Below are 17,617 nucleotides of genomic sequence, written 5' to 3'. Positions count from 1 at the left end.
GGAGCAATCCCGTCGTGGACGACGGCGGGTTCCCCAGGGGTTGACGGCAACGCACTCCGGCCCCGGCTGATGGCCTCGTTCGGCCGGCCCGGCTACCTTGATCACATCGGCGGCCGGCCGCAGGGCGTCCGGTGCCGACCAGGTCGGCAGGCCCGGAAGAAACCAGACCCGAGACACCGAGGAACCAGAGATGCGCACCCTGATCAGCACCGCCTTCATCTCGCTCGACGGCGTTGTGGAAGGCCCGGGCGGGGAGCCCGGCTACCGGAACTCCGGCTGGACCTTCAAGGACATCGAGTTCCTTCCCGAGGCCTTCGAGATCAAGGGGCGGGAGCAGCAGGAGGCCACCGCGATGCTGCTGGGCCGGGTCAGCTACGAGGCGTTCAGCTCGGTGTGGCCCGACATGGCGGAGTTCGCCGACTACAAGGTGATGCCGAAGTACGTCGTCTCCACCACCCTCACCGAGGACGACCTGGTGTCGAACTGGGGCGAGACCACGATCCTGCGCTCGCTCGACGAGGTGGCCGCGCTGAAGCGGACCGAGGGCGGCCCGATCATCGTGCACGGCAGCGCGACCCTGAACCAGGCCCTCTCCGACGCCGGTCTGGTCGACCGCTACCACCTGCTCGTCTTCCCGCTCCTGCTCGGCGCGGGCAAGCGCCTGTTCAGCACCACGGACAAGGACACCCAGAAGCTGACGCTCGTCGAGCACGAGGTCTACCCCAACGGTCTGCAGAAGCAGGTCTTCGACGTCGTCCGCTGACGCTCCCCGCAGACCCGGAAGGGCCCCCGCGCCAACGACTGCGCGGGGGCTACAGGTCCGCGAGCCAGGGATGCCCCGGGTGTACGCAGGCGAGCAGTTCGGCCAGGGTCCCGCGCTGGGCCGGGGTCATCAGCGGGACGGTCGTGTCGAAGTCCGCCTGGTCCTTCCGGCGGAGGTGCTTGGCCTTGAACAGCAGGACCAGCTCGGGCGCCAGGTACGGGATGCCACCTGCCGTGTGGCGGATGATGTCGCCGTAGGGAAACCGGATCGTCTCATCGCGCCGGCAGATCCAGACGTCGCCGTCGTGCGGTTCGCGGAACACGTCGAGCAGGTAGTCGCCGGTCGCCGGATCGCGCAGCCAGGTCTGATGGGTGGCGGCCAGTACCCCCGGTGCGGCGTCCTCCCAGATCCGGCCGCTGCCCGCCGCGTCGAAGACGTACCCGGGGAAGCGACTGCGGACCTCGGGGAAGCCCGCGGCCGGAACCGCGATCTCGATGTCCCCGTGCGCACGCGCCTGCCCGCCCCGGAAGAGGTCCAGCGCCCACCCCGCGGCCACACACCACGGCGTGCCGATCCCCGCCAACCGCCGCGCGACCTCGTCCGGCGTCCAGCACGACGACCACCTGTCGTCGAGGGCCGCGATCTCGTCGGCCGACAGCTCGATCCCACCGCCGGGCAGTTGCTCGCTCACGCGAGGAATCTACCAACGGGCCCGCAGGGCCGTGGCCGAGATCGGTGCACCCGGGCACGTCTCAGGGGACGACCTTCACGGACTCGCCCGGCGGCTGGTGCAACCGGTGCAGGCCCGCGTAGACGGGGCTGCTGAGGAGGAGCTCGGCGTGAGTGCCGTGGGCGACGATCCGGCCCTGGTCGAGCAGGACGATCTGGTCGGCGTCGCGGACGGTCAGCAGGTTGTGCGAAATGATGATCGTCGTGCGATCGGCCATGAGCAGGTGCAACGGGCCCATGATCCGTTGGCTCGACTCCGCGTCCAGGGCCGTGGTGGGCTCGTCGAGGATGAGGACGGGGGCGTCCCGGACCATCGCGCGGGCGATCGCGATGCGCTGGCGCTGGCCGCCGGAGAGCAGCCTGCCGCGCTGGCCGACCAGGGTGTCGTAGCCGTCCGGGAACCGGGTGATGAACTCGTGCGCGTCCGCCGCCCGGGCCGCCTCCAGGATCTCGGCCTCACTCGCCTCGGGGCGCCCGTAGGCGATGTTCTCCCGGACGGTGCCGTGGAAGACCAGGGTCTCCTGGAGCACCACCGCGACGTTCTCGCGCAGGTCGGTGAGGGCGAGGTCGCGCAGGTCGAGGCCGTCGAGCCGCACCGCGCCGTCGTCCGGGTCGTAGAAGCGCAACAGCAGCTTGGCGACGGTGGACTTGCCCGCGCCGCTGGCGCCGACCAGGGCCAGCGTCTCCCCCGGCGCCACCGCGAAGGACACCTCCGACAGCGCGGACGCCTCCACGTCCGGGTAACGGAAGGTGACGTCGTCGAACTCGATCCCGCCCCGGGCCCGGCCGAGCGGCCGCGGAGTGGCGGGATCGGTCACCTGTGGACGCTGGTCGAGCAGTTCGATGATCCGCTCGGCGGCGGCGGAGGCCGCGTAGAAGGTGTTGCCGAGGCCGGACATGCTCTGGATCGGACCGTAGAGCCTGCTCAGCAGGGTGAGGAAGACGATGAGGCCACCGAAGGTGAGCCGGCCGTGCACGAGTTCCCAGGCCCCGAGGCCCATCACCACCAGGCCGCCGAGCAGTTCGACGAAGTCGACCGTCGGCCCGTACAGCGCCCCGATCCTGGTCGAGGCCATCGCCGCGTGGTACCGGCCGATGCTCTCGCGCTGGAACCGGGCGTGCTCCCAGTCCTGCCTGTTGTAGGCCTGGACGAGCGCGATGTTGCCGAGCGTCTCCTCGGTGACCGCGCTGATCGAGCCGCTGCGCCGGCGGCGTTCGCGCGAGGCCGCCCGGATCAGCTTCGCGAAGCGGCGGGCGGTGAGGAAGAACAGCGGCGCGGCGACCAGCGCGACCAGGGTCAGGTCCCAGCGCAGCACCAGCAGCAGGCCGACGTAGATGCCGAGCCGCGCCAACTGGCCGAGCGCGTTGACGATGCCGGAGAGCAGGAAGGTCTCGACCGCGTCCACGTCTCCGGTCACCCGGGACAGCACGTCGCCGAGCCGCCGTCGCTCGAAGAAGCCCAGTGACAGGCCCTGGATGTGCCGGAACACGTCCGACCGCAGGATGAGCAGGAAGCGTTCGCTGACCCAGGTGGAGATCACCCGTTGGGCGAAGCCCAGTACTCCGGAGACCAGGGTCAGTCCCGCGTAGGCGAGGGCGATCGGCAGGAACAGGTTCAGCCGGTGCGGAATGAGCATGTCGTCGATGACGATCTTGAACAGCCAGATCTCCATCGCCTCGATCGCCGGGCCCACCGCGACCAGGACCAGCAGCACCACCAGCCACCGGCGGCCGCCCTTGGTGTAGGGCCAGAAGCGCCGGAAGATCCCCATGAGCGGGACCGGCGGTGCCGCGGCGACCACGTCCGATGACTCGGCGACCGTGACCAAGCGTCGCAGAGCCAGCCGAAGGCTGTGTTTCCTCGTCATCTCACGGTCTTCTCGATCGTCCCCGAGCCCAGATCACTTCCGGATTGAGAGGAACTCCCGATCAAAGAGGCCCTGCTCCGGAAATGGAAGGTCTCCACACGCACGGCCGGCACGGGCCCGCACGGGGTCACTCCCGGCCCACACGGCAAAGCCGGGCACACGTGCCCGGCCCGCTCTCACAGGGAAGCGATCCTTACCACCGGCCTCCGCCGTAGCCTCCGCCGTAGCCTCCGTAGCCGCCACGGTCGCCTCCGTAGCCGCCGTAGCCGCCACGGTCGCCACCGAAGTCATCGCGGAAGTCGTCGTAGCCTCCGTAGCCGCCGTAGCCGCCACGGTCACCGCCGAAACCGCCGTAGTCGCCACCGCGACCACCGCCGCCCCAGTCGTCACGGAACCGACCGAAGGACCGGAACTGTCCGAGGAATGACATGACCAACCTTCTTTCGAAGTCCCCCTCGGTCCATCGTCATCCTCACCTCCGCAATGCACAAGCATCGATTGCGCAAAATGTGAAAATTTGATGACTCTTCCGGATTGTCCAACTCGACAGGCGCGCACTTCGATTTCCCGGTCAAGAATCCCCCAAGAAACCGAGCGTGACGAGCCGCCACCCAATCCACCGATTTCAGTGTGAATCATTGTTCCCCGGCAATCATTCACCTCAGGCAATAGCCATACAGCTACGGCCAATCGTCGCTCGGTGGGCGTCACAGCGTGCGTCGCAGCCGGTCGGTGCCAGAGGCGCCGGGCAGCGCCCGCCGCAAGGCCAGCACGCTCAGGCTGAACATCAGGACGCCCAGGGGGACGTGGAACGCCGGCTTGTGCGCGACGCCGAGGACCACCTGCACCGAGGCGAGTGCGAGGAAGCACACCGCGTGCAGGACGGGGCGGGGAGACCCGCCGCCCGGCCGCCACGCCAGGATCGCGGCGAGCACGTACAGCATCGACGCGCCGTACATCACGCGCGCTCCGACGCTGTGCAGCACCTCGCCGTGGGACGAGGACAGCAGCAGTCCGGCGGTGACCGCCTGGAAGAGGATCGCCGAGGTCTGCGCGGCGATCGCGACGCGCAGGAACGTGATCCTGCCCGGTGCTGTCGTCGTCTGTACGGCCATGATGTCGTCCCGTCTCGTCTGCCTCGCGGCGGTGGATCGGTAGGGTCTCGGCAGTCCGACGACGCAGGCCCGCGAAATGTGACGTGCGGCGCCGACCTCACAGTCCGGTGCCGGGTTTCGTCGAAGGGGTGAGAGCAGAAGCGGACGACGAAGAACCAGGGAGCGACCATGGGCACCCCATCCGAGTCAGTGCACGACCGGTCCGAGCCGGATCTGAGCACGATCGTCGGCGAGCGGCGCCGGCTCATCAATCTCGCCTACCGGCTCCTCGGTTCGCTGTCCGAGGCCGAGGACGCCGTGCAGGAGACCTACACCCGCTGGTACACGATGTCGCGGCAGCAGCAGGCGGCCGTCGCGTCACCCGGCGCATGGCTGACGACGGTGGCCGGCCGCGTCTGCCTGGACGTGCTCGGCTCGGCGCGGGCCCGGCGCGAGCGCTACGTCGGCGCCTGGATACCCGAACCGCTGCCCGACCGTTCGGAGTGGATCGGCGGGCAGGTGGGCGCCGGCAGGTCCGGGCCGGCCGACCCCGCCGACCGGATCACCTTGGACGAGTCGGTGAACATGGCCTTCCTCGTCGTCCTGGAGTCGATGACGCCGGCCGAACGCGTCGCGTTCGTCCTGCACGACGTCTTCCGCTACCCCTTCGCCGAGGTCGCCGAGATCGTCGGCCGGACGCCCGCGGCCTGCCGACAGCTGGCGTCCTCGGGCCGTCGGCGCATCCGCGCCGCACGGACTGCGGCAGCTCCGGCAGCACCACCGGCTCCGACGGCCACACAGGCCACGCAGGCCACGCAAGCCGCGCAAGCCGCGCAAGCCGCGCAAGCCACTCTGGTACGGCACTTCAAGGCGGCCTGGGAGTCCAAGGACATCGAGGCCCTCATCGCCCTCCTCGACCCCGCCGCCACGATGACCGCCGACGGCGGCGGCCTGGTCGGTGCTGTCCTGCGCCCGGTCGAAGGCGGCAGGAGCATCGCCCAGTACCTGATCCACATCGCCGGAAAGGCCCCCGGCCTGACGCTCCTGGAACGGACGGTCAACGGCTGCCCCGGCCTGGTCGCCCAGCACAGCGGCGTCACCGTGACCGTGGCCGCGTTCGAGACCAGCGGCGGCCGCGTCAGCCGCATCTGGGCCGTCCGCAACCCGGAAAAGCTCCGGGCGTGGACCGGGAACGAACAGACCTGACCGCACGCCACGACGGGAACGCACTCACCGACACACCGTCAAAATGCTTTCCCCCTGCGAACTTTCGAGCGGCCGAAACCGATCTCCGCCACCGTCCGGGTCCGCGACGAGGCCTCCTCCGGGACCACCCTCCTGGGTTATGGTCGGTCCCATGCTGACGGAGTGGGCCTGGATAGCAGCGAAGCTGGTGACGGCTCCCGAGACGAAGATCAAGGTCGTCGACTACGGATACCGGCCGTTCGGAAAGTACGCCGAGGCACGTCGCAACCTCCTGGAGCACCTTGAGGACGAGAAGTCCTGCCAGGACTTCCAGGACGCCGCGCGCCTCCTGCGGGCGAACCGGAAAGCGACCAGCGTGGTCTACAGCCCGCTCATCTGGCTGATCCACGATCTCCCCCAGGGAGATGACAGCAAGAGAGCGAGTTACCAACTCATCAAGCGGCTTGAGCCGAGCCTGATCGAGCAGCTCCTGCCCGGCCTGGCGACCTCACAGGTCAGCCAGCACGCCCGCCTGGGCGTGGCCCTGCGGGTGCTCAGCGTCGAAGAGGTTTGCGTTCTGATGCGCTGCAAGCCGCAGAAGGCGAGGGCCCATACGGAGATCTGGCTGTCCGGCCGGCTCAAGATGCGCACCCAGCACGTTGCCCGCGGCGCGGTGTGCCGCAGCCACCGGGACGCCGCCTGCACCGCCTGCCGCGGTGGCGCCCAGTGGGAGTGGGCGGAGCCGTTCCTGGCGAGCGACCTCGTGCAGCACCTGCTGTCGTACCGCATGAGGTGCTACCTCCCGTACGACCGGACGCCCGTGCCGCCCGGGACGTACGAAGCCGGACTGTGAGCGACGCCGTTCGGCCGGCCGGGGAAGTCCACGCCTCCCTCCCCCAGGCACCGGCGAGGGAAACCGATCCGGTGCCCGCCCCGTACGAACGACGGGGCGGGCACCGGAGGTCGCGTCAGCTGTTGGTCGTCAGCAGACGGTTGGCCAGGGCGTCGGCGAGGCGGTAGGCCTCGTCGGCCGAGAGGGTGCGGCAGATGGCGTCGGCGAGTTCCTCGACGTCGTGCCAGTCGACATCGCCCAGCTCCGCGGACGGAGTGGCCGACGACTGCTCGGCCGGGGAGGCCTCGGCTCGCTGTTCCGGCATCGGAAGAGGCTCGGAATTTTCCGCGGAAAATCGCTCGGCGCTCGGAGTGGACTCCGCACTCGAAGCGGATTCCGTGCTCGAAGCGGATTCCGTGCTCGAAGCCGGCTTGGTGCTCTCCCCCGCGCCGGAACCGGCGGGCTTCGACCGGGTAGCCGAGGCCGACGGTTCCACCGTCGACGGATCCGCCGGCGACGGCGTGACGGTGGCCTCGGACGCGGCCGTGGACACAGCCGTGGTCGCGGTCGCACTCTCCGCAGGCCCACTCGCCGACGCGACGGGTCGCTGCGGCGCGGCCTGAGGAGTCGCCCCGTCAGTGGGGGCCTGAACCGCCGCCGCCCGGGCCCCCAGCTTCGCCGCCCGCTTGGCCGCGACGGCGTCGGCGTCGGCCTGGAGCAACTGCTCCAGCTGTTCCGTCTGCTCGGCCAGGGCCATCGCCTCGATGCCCTTGACCGATCCCAGACGGCGGGCGACGTTGATGGAGATGCCCTCCTCGCCCCGCGCCTTGGCCCGCACCTGCCGCTGCAGCTCGGGGTGGAGCTTCAGCAGGTTCTTGCGGTGCGAGATCCAGCTCTGGGACCAGCCCTCCGACTCGGCGGCCTCCTTGGCGGTGGCGTACTGCGCCACGATGAGCAGGACCGCGTTGGCCTCCTCGATCGGGTCGAAGTCCTTGCGCGCCATGTTCTCGTCGAGCGCCGCACGGAGCAGGGTCGCCTTGGAGTCCGCCACCGAGTCGTCGACGACGACGAGCAGCTGCTCGCGCCCGTACAGCGCGGCAGCGGCCCGGCGCCGGTTGCCGTTGACGATCACCACGTCCTGCGGGCCCGCACCGAGCAGGCCCTCGTCCTCCGGCCAGAGCCGGAGGTAGGCGTCCGGGGTGACGGCGAGGCAGCTCTGCAGCTGGCGGTCCTTGATGCTCGCCAGGTCCGACAGGTCGCCGAGGTCGTCACGCGGGTTGCGCGGGTTGGGGAGGCAGTTGGCGGTGGGAATCCACCGGGCCGGAGAGTCCGGCCCCGTGGGGACCCACCGGGCCGGAGTCTCCTGGTTGCTGACCACCCCGGGGGCGTCGACGACCGGGTCGGCCGCCATCGAGGCGAAGGAAACACGACGGCCGGCCATCAGCGACCCCCGTATCCGAGCTCGAGGGACAGCCGGAAGAAGTCCTCGCGGGCCCGGTAGGCGGTGCCGCTCTCCTTGTACTGGGTGACGACCGTTCCCTCGGCCACCGCCCGGGAGTGGATCTTGTAACGCCGCAGGACCGTCTTGGCCCGCGGCCACCCCTTCGCGGCGATGTACGCCTCGGTGTCCTCCAGGTCGGCGCGGCCGTCCCGGGGGTCCCAGTTGTTGATGACGACCCGGAAGGGGATGTCCATCGGCTCGATGACCTTCTGGATCGTCCGCGCCGTCGGGTCGAAGCACAACGGCTCGGTGATCATCGGGACCAGGACGTCATCCGCTATCTCCAGAGCACTGCGCAGGATCTCCTCATCGGCCAGGGTGCCCGGCGTGTCGATGAAGATGTGCTCGTACTCGTCCTTCTCGCCGAGGACGTCGAAGGTGCACGCCGCGAGGTTGACCGTGGTCGTGGTCTTGCCGACGCCGCCCTTCTGGTTGGCGATGACGTGGACCTTGGCACCGGTCTTCTTGAGGTGGAGCAGCTGATCGGCCTGGTCGTGCGCCGCCATGAAATCGAAGGGCAGGTTGTCTCCCACCCGCTCCGCCCAGACGACGGCCGATCCCTGAGGGTCAGTGGACACGACAAGTACAGATGGCTTCATGATGTTCCGTTCTCTCCGTGGGCTTCCCGGGCCGCTTGCCCGGTACTGCGGATGTCCGCCGATCAAAGCCGGTGACGGCGGACTGGAACAGCATTCCAGATGATCAGGCCTGATGCCGACACGACCCGCGTGTCATGAAGCACAATGTCCGTTTCTCCGAGCCCTGATTTCCGAGGACCCCTCGGATATCCCCGGCGACGCGGCCCCGAATCCCGCCATCGCACGAGAGCGTGACGCACGGACAGCGGCGTCGGGACGGCGCCGCTGCCGGGACGCATTCACCTTCTCCGGCCGCCCCGAACAGCAGTGCGCCCACACGCAGCCCCGGTGCATTGGAACACCGGGCTGCCGTTTCCTGACAGTTCAACAGATCACCGCAGTTCACTATCCGGCACCGCGGACCCTGGTCAAGAAACGGCAAAGGCGGCACCGCTCCGCCGGGACCGGAAAGAAGCTCCTCCCCGCAAGCACGGGGGCCGGTCAGGGGAGAACGCCCAGTGGTCACAGCGATCAGTTTCCGACGCCTGCCGACGGGCGTTCGAGACGAGCTGGGCACCGATCGTGGAGGCCACGTACCCGGAGTCGACCTCGCAGGTCGGGATTTTGTGGGGCCGACGCGGGCCGTGAGGGCGTCCTAGGCGCCCGCTCCGCCCCGGTACGGGGTCAGGAACGCGGTCAGGGCGGCCAGCACCGCCTGCGGGGCCTCCTCGGCCGGGTAGTGGCCGCAGTCGGGGAGGACGAGGCCCTGCACGTCGTCGGCGGCGAGCTTCATCGTCTCGCCGACCGAGGCGCCCAGGTTCTCCGCTCCTCCGATCGCCAGGACGGGCAGGGTCAGCCGTCGGGTCCTGCGCTCCTGGTTCTGAGCGATGGTCGTGTCGAGTGCGCGGTAGAACTCGAAGCTGGCCCGCAGGGCTTCCGGGTCGGCGGCGAGGGTGTCGACGTAGTGCTGGACGGCGTAGTCGGGCAGGGCCTTCGCGGACTTCGTGGCGAACTGGTGGCCGAAGTAGAGGTGTTCGCGTCCGCTGACCAACTGCTCGTTGACGTCGGCGAGGCGGTTGAAAGCGAAGTGCCAGAGGCGGTCGTTGGCCTCCCGGCTGCCGAGGAGTGGCGGTGAGGGCGACAGCCCCGGGATCGCGGCCTCGGCGACGGCCAGGCGGTCGAGCCGGTCAGGGTGGTCCGCAGCCAGGGCGTAACCGGTCCACATCCCGACGTCGTGGCCGACCAGGGCGAACCGCCGGTGCCCGAGCGCGTCCATCAGCGCCACCAGGTCGCGGGCGAGCGTGCCGGTGTCGTACCCGCCCGGGGGTTTGTCGGACAGTCCGACGCCGCGCGGGTCGACCGCGACGACCCGGAAGTCCTGCGCCAGCGCCGGCATCAGGAGGCGCCAGGCGTACCACGTCTGGGGCCAGCCGGAGACCAGCAGCAGCGCAGGCCCTTCGCCGCCGGTGACGGCGTGCAGGCGCAGTTCACCGGTGTCGACGTAGCGACTGGTGAACGTGTCGGTGAAGCCGGCCGGGAGGTTCGGCACCTGGGAGACGGAACCGCGGCCTTCGGGCGTGGGCGGGCGGGTCGGCGACAGATTCATGATCATCCTTCGGAGGCACAGGGTTGACGGGTTCGCCGAGACGGCGGGAACCGCCTGGTCCGGCTGGGCGCCTGACGGCCGGCGGCCAGCGGCCGGCCCCCGGCAAGCCTTCGGATCCGGGAACCGCCTGCCTGCACGCTAGCCATCTTGGACTGATCAGTCAAAGATGAGCTGACCGATCGGTCCAAGATGCGGGTAGGCTCGTCGCGACGACGTGGGACAGCAGAGAAGCAGAAGAGGTGCACACCGTGTCCGGCCGGAAGCAGTTCGACATCAGCGCGGCACTGGACCAGGCCATGCAGGTGTTCTGGCAGCGCGGGTACGCCGACGCCTCACTCGACGCCCTCGGTTCGGCCACCGGCCTGGGCCGCGGCTCCCTCTACGGCGCCTTCGGCAACAAGGACGCCCTGTTCGGCCAGTGCCTCGACCGCTACGCGTCGATCTACGGCACGCAGTACGAGCAGGCGCTCGCGGCGCACCCCGGCGATCCGGTGCGCGCGGTCGAGGCGTTCTTCGGCGTCGTCCTGGACCGCATCGCCGACCCTTCGGTCCCCTCGGGGTGCCTCATCGCCCAGTCCGCCGCACAGTCGCCGACGCTGAAGGAGGCGAACAACGCACAGGTGCGCGGCCTGCTCGACGCACAGCGCCAACGGGTACGCACGGCCCTGGCGGACTCCTCCGCCGACCCCCGGACGCTCGACGAACTCGCCGTATTCGTCGTCGCCGTCAACCAGTCACTGGCCGTACTGAGCCGGGCCGGCACCCCCGACGCCGAACTGCGCTCCGTAGCCCGGCTCGCCTGCACCACGGTGGCCGACACCCTCACCCGAGCAGCACCCGAGAACCCCACCCGCGGCTGACGAGCGCGCAGGACGAATGCAACAGCCATCCACTCCGCCATCGACTTCCCGACGCTACGACGGCCCGGTCACGGACCGGACCGCACGGCAAGCACGACGTCGAACTGACCGAGCTCTAACGGGCATTGGAGAAGCACCATGCACCCCTGCGCAGCGCCTGAGGCCCGGACGAGGCGGGCGGCGTGGGTGGCCCCGGTCCTGGTCAACGTCGCGCTGGGGTTCGCCGCCATGGTCCCGCTGATGTTCACGATGGTGTTCTTCCTCAACTACCCACTGGTCTGGCTCGGGCTCGGGCAACGCGAACCCACCGAGAACGACGGCCCGATGGTGTGGGTGGTGGCCGGCATCGTCGTCTGGACGTTCTTCGGCCTGCTGTGGTGGCTGCTCAACCTCGGGCTCCGCAGGCTGACCGGCCTACGGGGCCGCCGTTACTGGTGGGTGAGTGCCGGACTGCTCCTGGTGCCCACGCTCGTCTTCTCCCCCCTGCCCGCCGGCCCCTGGACCGTGCTGCGCTGGCTGGCCTGACCGGGTCCGTCCCCGGCCCCTCCCCCAACTGCGCCGATACCCCATGCCCGTGCCGCAGCCGACGGCCCGCGCGGCGCTTCCACTACGAGATCGCCGAACTGTGCACGCCGACTGGATGGTCGGCTGACGGCCCCCGAAGCGAGCTGTGCCCTGACGGCATCACCCCTCCGGAGATCTGAAAACTTTATTGCGCAATTTTCCCTTCAGACCTATGGTCGAGGCATGCAACCCGCGCGCAGACCCGACCAGATCACCGACCTGTCCCGCCTGAAGGCCTTCACGAACCCGCTGCGGATGCAGCTCTACCGGCTGCTCTACGCCGCAGGCACCGCGACCGCCTCCCAGCTCGCCGAACAGGTCGACGCGGCCCCGTCGTTGGTCAGCTACCACCTGCGCAAGCTGGCCGAGCACGGCTTCGTGACCGAGGCGAGCGGCCGCAGTGCGGACGGCCGCGAGCGGTGGTGGCAGGTGGCCTCCGAGGAGGGCTGGGGCTTTCAGGACTCGGACTTCGCGGACACGCCCGAGGGGGCCGCCGCAGTCGGCGCGGTCACCCGCGGCATCGTCGAGACCCGGGCCTCCCAGTACCGCGCGTACCTGGACCAGGGCGCCGCCTGGGGCAAGGTGTGGACGGACTCCGCGTTCAGCTCCGAGTGGATGCTCGACCTGACCCCGGCCGAACTCGCCGAGCTGAACGGCGAACTCGAGGCGCTGGGGCGACGCTGGCGGGAGCGCGGCAAGTCCGCCAAGGCAGCCGGCGACACCGAGGGCCGCGAGCACGTGTCCGTGCACCTCTACGGCTTCCCCTTCCGCCCCTGACGCCGCCTCCCCTGACGCCCGTCGCTGCCCCTTCCGCCTCTTCCCGTCCCTTCCCGCCCTTTCCCGTCCCGCACCTGACACGGATGTGTCCCGACCTGCTGGAGCCCGTCATGGCCGCTGCGGAGACAGCACCACCCGAGACAGCCCCGCCCGAGACAGCCCCGCCCGAACGCGCCGGCATCCCGGCCTTCCGCGACGGCAACGTGCTGCGCTGGCTCGCCGCGTACACCACCTCGCTCGTCGGCGACAGCGTGTACTTCGTCGCCCTCGGCTGGTCCGCCCAGAAGACCGGCGGCCCGACCGAGGTTGGCCTCGTCATGGCCGCCGGGGCGCTCCCGCGGGCATTACTCATGCTCGGCGGGGGTGTGCTGGCCGACCGGGCCGACCCCCGCCGGGTGATCCTCGGCAGCGACGCCCTGCGCTGCCTGCTCATCCTCGCGGTGGCCGCCGGCATCGCACTGACCGCGCCGGCCCTGTGGGTGCTGGTCGCGGTGGCGCTCGTCTTCGGCGCCGTGGACGCGCTGTTCGTCCCCGGCGTCGGGGCCCTCCCGCCGCGAATCACCGGTCCCGACCAGCTGGCCCGTGTCACCGGCCTGCGCTCCCTGTCGATGCGCCTCGGCCAGATCGCGGGCCCGCCGATCGGCGGCCTCGCCATGGGCCTCGGCGGTGCGGCCGCCGCCTTCGCCACCGCCGGACTGCTCTTCGCCCTCTCCCTGCCGCTCCTGCTGACGGTACGAATACGTCCCCTCGGAGCACGCGGCGAGGACGCTCCACAACCCGGCAGCGCGCGCACCGATCTCCTCGACGGGCTGCGCTACATCCGCCGCCACCGCCTCATCGGCCCGCTCGTCGCCGCCGGAGCCGTCTGCGAACTCGGCCTCACCGGCACCCTCAACGTCGGCATGGTGCTGCTCAACGCCGAACGCGGCTGGGGGCCTTCCGGCTACGGGTGGATCGTCGGCTCCTTCGGCGCCGGAGCAGCGGTCAGCGCCGCGCTGCTCGCCGTCGTCGGATGGCTGCCGCGCGCGGGCCTGATGTTGGCCGCGACACTGCTCGTGGGCTGCACGGGGGCGGCCGCCATGGCATTGGTCCCGGCCCTGTGGACCGCCGCAGTGCTGGCCGCAGTTGTCGGATTGAGCGTGGGTGTCTCCGGCGCCCTGGACAGCGCCCTCATCCAGGCCGCGGTGGACCCCGCCTATCTCGGCCGGGTCACCTCCGTCGTCATGCTCACCATGGTCGGTCTCGCGCCCCTGTGCTACCCCCTGGTCGGCGCGGCCATCGGCATCTGGGGCGCCGCACCGGTGTTCCTCGGCTGTGGCGCCGTCGCCGGTCTGGGCGCGGCCCTCGCTCTGGCCTCCACCCCGGTCCGGCACGCTGAACTGCCCCGACGGCATCAGGTGTGACCGCCCCGGGCAGCGCCCCACTCGCGTCACCCGCTGCGCCGTTGACGGCTTCGCGAAGGCCGCCTCCGCTATCGGGAGCCATTTCGTGGGCGACTTCCAGCCGACAGGCTCCGAACTTCCCACACAGGCAGCGAAGTTCGGTCAGCCCGGCACCGCAGTCGCCAGGTCATTTCGCGCCCGATGCCCAGACAGCTGCAACTGGCCCTCACGGCAAGCCTCGTACGGGTCGCGATGACACACCACATGCCGGACTCCTCGACCAGGTAATGGACAACACCGAAGACCAGCCTGCCCAGTTCGGGTGCTGCGTCCCCGACGCCCGAGTAGGGCTCCCACAAAGGGCTTGCCGCTCAACTGAGTTCCGCTCCTTCGGTGAGATCTATCGCTCAACTACCTTGATAAAAAAGCGACTTGGCGACTCGGCTGCCTCGACGTGATCGCGGTCGTCGTGGTGCAGCATCGCCTGGGCGACGGCATAGATCCGGGTGGCCAGGCTCGGCCAGCCGGCGGAGTAGGCCGAGTCATCATGGGCAGCCCTCCCCAGGCGGTTATGCCACAGGTCGGGCCCGGTCGGCGATGCAGTGCTCGTCGCCGTAGCGGCCGGCGCGGGACCCACCATGCCCCCCCCCACCACGGGTCGTCTCGCCGGTCCGGATCGTCGGGGTCCCAGATCCTCATCCGCATGGTGCGGATCTCGACGATCCTTTCCGTGGGCTGCTGGGAGCCACACGGAAAGACAGCGAGGTAGGCGTCGTCTCCGTCATGGCACAGCAGCGACTCGCACAGATCGACGGGGATCTCGAACCCGAGCCGTTCCTCGGTGCGCCCGACGGCTTCGGGCGATGCGGGCGGGCGACACTCGGACAAGCTGGCTGATGCGTTCTTCGTCAGCCAGGCGTCAATGAGGTTCCAGGGCTCGGCCACCGAATCCCAGAGTCCCGTGACATCACGGCGGGCGAGAGTCATCCCCGCGCACCGGGCTCCCGTCCGCCCGAGGCGCCCAGCGCTCCGCCACTCCCCGGGGCCGCCTCCCGCGCTCTCCCCCACATCCGGACTCGTCGGGCTGATCACCCGACACATCGCGAGCCTCGACCGTCGACGGGGGCTCACCTCGGCCACCGAGTCCGAACCACCTCTTCTCTTATTTATACGAACTAAATACCGGCGCGCTCGGCCACCGTCGGAAGGCTGCGGGTCGGCATGCCCACCACCACCTCGTCCGAAAACAGGGCCGTACCGAGATTTGTTTATAACAGGTCTTCTGATGTCTTTTGTGTTCAGGCCATTGAACGTGAAGTGGCCTGCGGCGTGCAAATCGCCTCTGAGCGCTGAGGAGCCGGCTCCCGAGGCCTCGAAGAGGCCACTCACGCTCACACCCACACCGGACGGGTGCCGAACGTCTCGCCCGCTCCTCCTTCCGGCGGAAGCTCGTTCCCGGCTCCGCCACCTCCTGGCCGCCAACTCGATCTCAGGCGTACCGCAGCTCGCTGCGGCAGCTTGGCAAGTTGGGCCTTCACCCGCTCCCCCTCCCCTCCAGTCCTCCACCTCACGGTGGGCCCGGGTTCGTGGCAGCAGCGAGGTACCGGCCGTCGGCGCCAACCCCAGGCTGGCCGAAGCTGCGGCCGCCGTCGGAAAGCCCGTCATGAGACATCGCTTCAGCGACTACGACTAGCACTACTTCGTCGAGAAGCTGACCTTCGCCGATGCGGATGCGGTCCTCGCCATGTTGAGGGCGCTGTGCCTGCGGCCGACTGACGGGGCTGCCTGCCGGTGCAGATACGGAGTGCGGCATACCGGCCCGTACCTCTGTCACGGCCGGACGAGCCGGCACTGATGCGGGAGGACGGCACAGAACCTGTGGCTGCACAGCCCGGATTGGAACGGCATCACGACGAGCCTGACCGAACGGGCCCACCACCTGGGCCACAGTCGGATCGAGGACACCGAGTCGATTTGACCGCGCTCGACGTTGTTCCGGCGCTTGTACATCTCCTTGTCGACGCCCGCAGGCCAGCCACCTCGGCTGCCTCACTGTCGGCGGTGGCCCGCTGATCCGGCCCCTCCGGAATGGCGTGCTCGAATCTGGTGCCTTCTCAGGTAGCGACAGAGTGTGCGCGGATGACCGCACCTGGCCCCTTGACCCCGATGCGTTCGAGGACCGACATCAGCTGTGGCATACCGCCCCACTGGCCGGATCCTCTCCAAGGTGCGAACCGTGCGGTCGAGATCTGGAGGTAGCGGTTCTGCCCTGGTAAGCACTTCCCGGGCCATCGGTCCGGCCGGATATGAGCTGCTGGTTCGATCGTGAAGGTGGCACACTCGACGCCGCTGTGGATGTCCAGAGCATCGCTTGGCCGATGGCTCATCGAATTTTCTGCGGAAAACTCAGCGTCCCTCGACGGAACCCACGGATCGGCCGTCCCCGGAACCGTCCGTTGCTGGCACCGTCCATTGCCGTTGCCGTGGGCACGATGGATGTCCGTCGAGAACTCTGACCAGCCGTCGCGGAAAAGCTCGGCTCAAGCCAACCCGGACGGCATGGGTCAGTGCTACGGAGGCCCCTTGAATGAGCCGGAACCCGAACCCCGAGTCGGGCCGTGGCTGTGTGGCACGTGAGCGTGCGCTTGCCAGTCGGCTGGTCCGGATGCTGATGCTGCTCCCCCATCGAAGCCCTCGAATTTTCTGCGGAAAATCCGTCGGCTGACTGGTAGGCAGACAGGACTCCGGCCGGCGCGAGCGCTGTGTCACGGTCCCAGCAAGCGACCGACCCACCCTCGCGACACAAGAGCTGCCGGCCACCTCGACTCCCCTGCGACCTCCTGCGGGGGAACGCCTGTCACGGCGAATGGGGGTGGTCCTCTCCCCCGCTGAGGCACGTTGTGAAAGTGATCAAGCTGATCGCCTGATACGTCACAACCCCTGGATGGCTTCGCCCAAGTCGGGACCGTACGCGGCCCAGCAGATGACTGAGCCGTCGAAGTCGAGCTCGCCCATGTACCAGTCGTCGTCCGCTCGCACGAGACACAGGCCGTGGAAGGACAGGATGACGTCGGGTCGGAGTGAGACGTAGTCCGCGCGACCATGCTCCTCCACCACGACCAGCCGTTCGAGGGTGAGCAGGGCGGCTTCAAAATCCCCTGATGCGGAGCGCACTCGCTCGATCGTCCAGCCGTCTGGCAGTCCATCGTTCACCGCCACATGATCGCAGCGGGGAGCATTTCGCAGCTACTCGTACAGGGCTGCGATCAATTCGGTTGCCTCGTAGCGGACAGCCAGCTCGTCGTACCCCGTCGCCGCCGCACGCGGTGTTGCTTGAGCGCGCTAGTCATCCTCGCCGGACCTGGGCGACGACCGTCGCCGGCGCCGAGCTTCTGTCGGCTACGGATCCGGTAGATCGCCTCCAGGATGGTGCGACGGATGCCGCACCTACACCGGTCGGCGCGGTTCGCCCGGGAGCCATAGAGCGCGGGCCGTGGCAGGACGCGTACGCGGTTCTCCGCCACCGAAGCGAAGACCGACGGCGGCCTTGCCCCTGCCCGACCGCCGTCGAATTTTCTGCGGAAAATCGCGGATCCGCGATCCCCTGGCTCCGGACACAGTCGTGCTGTCGGGAGCTCGCTGCGCGACGGCTACCCGGCTGCCCATGCCGAGCGCAGGATCGCATACGGCACCGGTTCTGGTAAGCGACGCCGATGGACACTGCCACGATGACGAACATTCATCGTGGGCCACACCCATCCAGTCCGAGGTAGACGCGCCGTTTCCTCCATGCTGGATCAGTCGCCTCAGCGACTCCCCCGCATACGACTGAGCTCCCGTCGCAACCGCAGGCCAATGACGCAGCTCCACCGGCCCGC

Annotated in this window: 15 protein-coding genes; 7 read left to right on the top strand and 8 right to left on the bottom strand. The window is 69.3% G+C overall.

All coding sequences use genetic code 11. The features are described from left to right. Positions 1 to 190: 190 nt before the first annotated feature. The gene (locus ACFVTF_RS04615) at positions 191 to 763 is read left to right on the top strand and encodes a dihydrofolate reductase family protein (protein ID WP_387808917.1); all 573 of its coding nucleotides are present in this window, start codon (positions 191 to 193) and stop codon (positions 761 to 763) included. 49 nt (positions 764 to 812) lie between these two features. Here the strand turns inward: ACFVTF_RS04615 and ACFVTF_RS04610 are convergent, their stop codons facing one another. The 4 genes from ACFVTF_RS04610 to ACFVTF_RS04595 all read right to left on the bottom strand — a co-directional run bounded on the left by ACFVTF_RS04610 (position 813) and on the right by ACFVTF_RS04595 (position 4,475). After that, positions 813 to 1,454, bottom strand: coding sequence for a nucleotidyltransferase domain-containing protein (locus tag ACFVTF_RS04610; protein ID WP_387808914.1), 642 nt, complete (start codon positions 1,452 to 1,454; stop codon positions 813 to 815). Between the two features lie 61 nt (positions 1,455 to 1,515). Next, on the bottom strand, positions 1,516 to 3,264 hold the full coding sequence (locus ACFVTF_RS04605) for an ABC transporter ATP-binding protein (RefSeq protein WP_387808911.1): 1,749 nt from the start codon (positions 3,262 to 3,264) through the stop codon (positions 1,516 to 1,518). Between the two features lie 289 nt (positions 3,265 to 3,553). Beyond that, the gene (locus ACFVTF_RS04600; RefSeq protein WP_387808908.1) at positions 3,554 to 3,790 is read right to left on the bottom strand and encodes a hypothetical protein; all 237 of its coding nucleotides are present in this window, start codon (positions 3,788 to 3,790) and stop codon (positions 3,554 to 3,556) included. 277 nt (positions 3,791 to 4,067) lie between these two features. Beyond that, positions 4,068 to 4,475 carry a hypothetical protein gene (locus tag ACFVTF_RS04595; protein ID WP_387808906.1) on the bottom strand — a complete coding sequence of 136 codons (408 nt, stop codon included), beginning with the start codon at positions 4,473 to 4,475 and terminating at the stop codon, positions 4,068 to 4,070. A 168-nt stretch (positions 4,476 to 4,643) separates the two neighbouring features. On the opposite strand from ACFVTF_RS04595, the gene sigJ reads away from it, so the two are divergent. After that, a complete protein-coding gene (sigJ, locus tag ACFVTF_RS04590) occupies positions 4,644 to 5,660 on the top strand; it encodes an RNA polymerase sigma factor SigJ (RefSeq protein ID WP_387808904.1) in 1,017 nt (338 codons plus the stop codon). Between the two features lie 151 nt (positions 5,661 to 5,811). Then, positions 5,812 to 6,492, top strand: coding sequence for a hypothetical protein (locus tag ACFVTF_RS04585; RefSeq protein ID WP_387808901.1), 681 nt, complete (start codon positions 5,812 to 5,814; stop codon positions 6,490 to 6,492). A gap of 115 nt (positions 6,493 to 6,607) precedes the next feature. Here ACFVTF_RS04585 and ACFVTF_RS04580 read toward each other — a convergent pair whose 3' ends face one another. The 3 genes from ACFVTF_RS04580 to ACFVTF_RS04570 form a co-directional block, all read right to left on the bottom strand. Further along, a complete protein-coding gene (locus ACFVTF_RS04580; RefSeq protein WP_387808898.1) occupies positions 6,608 to 7,912 on the bottom strand; it encodes a ParB/RepB/Spo0J family partition protein in 1,305 nt (434 codons plus the stop codon). After that, positions 7,912 to 8,550, bottom strand: a complete 639-nt coding sequence (locus ACFVTF_RS04575) for a ParA family protein (RefSeq protein WP_331744983.1) — start codon at positions 8,548 to 8,550, stop codon at positions 7,912 to 7,914. The genes ACFVTF_RS04580 and ACFVTF_RS04575 overlap by 1 nt, the downstream gene beginning before the upstream one ends. A 655-nt stretch (positions 8,551 to 9,205) precedes the next feature. Beyond that, positions 9,206 to 10,156, bottom strand: a complete 951-nt coding sequence (locus ACFVTF_RS04570) for an alpha/beta fold hydrolase (protein WP_387808895.1) — start codon at positions 10,154 to 10,156, stop codon at positions 9,206 to 9,208. Between the two features lie 248 nt (positions 10,157 to 10,404). Between ACFVTF_RS04570 and ACFVTF_RS04565 the strand changes: the two genes are divergently transcribed. From ACFVTF_RS04565 to ACFVTF_RS04550, 4 genes are all read left to right on the top strand, one after another. Further along, entirely contained in the window at positions 10,405 to 11,016 is a 612-nt protein-coding gene (locus ACFVTF_RS04565) for a TetR/AcrR family transcriptional regulator (protein ID WP_387808892.1), read from the top strand. Positions 11,017 to 11,202: 186 nt separating this feature from the next. Further along, positions 11,203 to 11,541 carry a hypothetical protein gene (locus tag ACFVTF_RS04560; protein ID WP_387808890.1) on the top strand — a complete coding sequence of 113 codons (339 nt, stop codon included), beginning with the start codon at positions 11,203 to 11,205 and terminating at the stop codon, positions 11,539 to 11,541. 222 nt (positions 11,542 to 11,763) lie between these two features. Further along, positions 11,764 to 12,357 carry an ArsR/SmtB family transcription factor gene (locus ACFVTF_RS04555; protein ID WP_387808887.1) on the top strand — a complete coding sequence of 198 codons (594 nt, stop codon included), beginning with the start codon at positions 11,764 to 11,766 and terminating at the stop codon, positions 12,355 to 12,357. A 110-nt stretch (positions 12,358 to 12,467) separates the two neighbouring features. Next, the gene (locus ACFVTF_RS04550; protein ID WP_387808884.1) at positions 12,468 to 13,760 is read left to right on the top strand and encodes an MFS transporter; all 1,293 of its coding nucleotides are present in this window, start codon (positions 12,468 to 12,470) and stop codon (positions 13,758 to 13,760) included. A 2,910-nt stretch (positions 13,761 to 16,670) separates the two neighbouring features. Here ACFVTF_RS04550 and ACFVTF_RS04545 read toward each other — a convergent pair. Further along, positions 16,671 to 16,952, bottom strand: coding sequence for a hypothetical protein (locus ACFVTF_RS04545; RefSeq protein WP_387808881.1), 282 nt, complete (start codon positions 16,950 to 16,952; stop codon positions 16,671 to 16,673). Positions 16,953 to 17,617 lie beyond the last annotated feature (665 nt).

This window comes from Kitasatospora sp. NPDC057940 (assembly GCF_042887425.1).
Taxonomy (GTDB): domain Bacteria; phylum Actinomycetota; class Actinomycetes; order Streptomycetales; family Streptomycetaceae; genus Kitasatospora.
Note: the sequence above shows the minus strand (reverse complement) of the source record. Positions and strands in the feature narration are given on the sequence as shown.

What these genes read in the sequence shown, in the direction of transcription:
- ACFVTF_RS04605 (WP_387808911.1), bottom strand. Translation starts at nt 3,264, where the DNA reads ATGGGGATCTTCCGGCGCTTCTGGCCCTACACCAAGGGCGGCCGCCGG.
- sigJ (WP_387808904.1), top strand. Translation starts at nt 4,644, where the DNA reads ATGGGCACCCCATCCGAGTCAGTGCACGACCGGTCCGAGCCGGATCTG.
- ACFVTF_RS04570 (WP_387808895.1), bottom strand. Translation starts at nt 10,156, where the DNA reads ATGAATCTGTCGCCGACCCGCCCGCCCACGCCCGAAGGCCGCGGTTCC.
- ACFVTF_RS04600 (WP_387808908.1), bottom strand. Translation starts at nt 3,790, where the DNA reads ATGTCATTCCTCGGACAGTTCCGGTCCTTCGGTCGGTTCCGTGACGAC.
- ACFVTF_RS04595 (WP_387808906.1), bottom strand. Translation starts at nt 4,475, where the DNA reads ATGGCCGTACAGACGACGACAGCACCGGGCAGGATCACGTTCCTGCGC.
- ACFVTF_RS04550 (WP_387808884.1), top strand. Translation starts at nt 12,468, where the DNA reads ATGGCCGCTGCGGAGACAGCACCACCCGAGACAGCCCCGCCCGAGACA.
- ACFVTF_RS04585 (WP_387808901.1), top strand. Translation starts at nt 5,812, where the DNA reads ATGCTGACGGAGTGGGCCTGGATAGCAGCGAAGCTGGTGACGGCTCCC.
- ACFVTF_RS04555 (WP_387808887.1), top strand. Translation starts at nt 11,764, where the DNA reads ATGCAACCCGCGCGCAGACCCGACCAGATCACCGACCTGTCCCGCCTG.
- ACFVTF_RS04580 (WP_387808898.1), bottom strand. Translation starts at nt 7,912, where the DNA reads ATGGCCGGCCGTCGTGTTTCCTTCGCCTCGATGGCGGCCGACCCGGTC.
- ACFVTF_RS04615 (WP_387808917.1), top strand. Translation starts at nt 191, where the DNA reads ATGCGCACCCTGATCAGCACCGCCTTCATCTCGCTCGACGGCGTTGTG.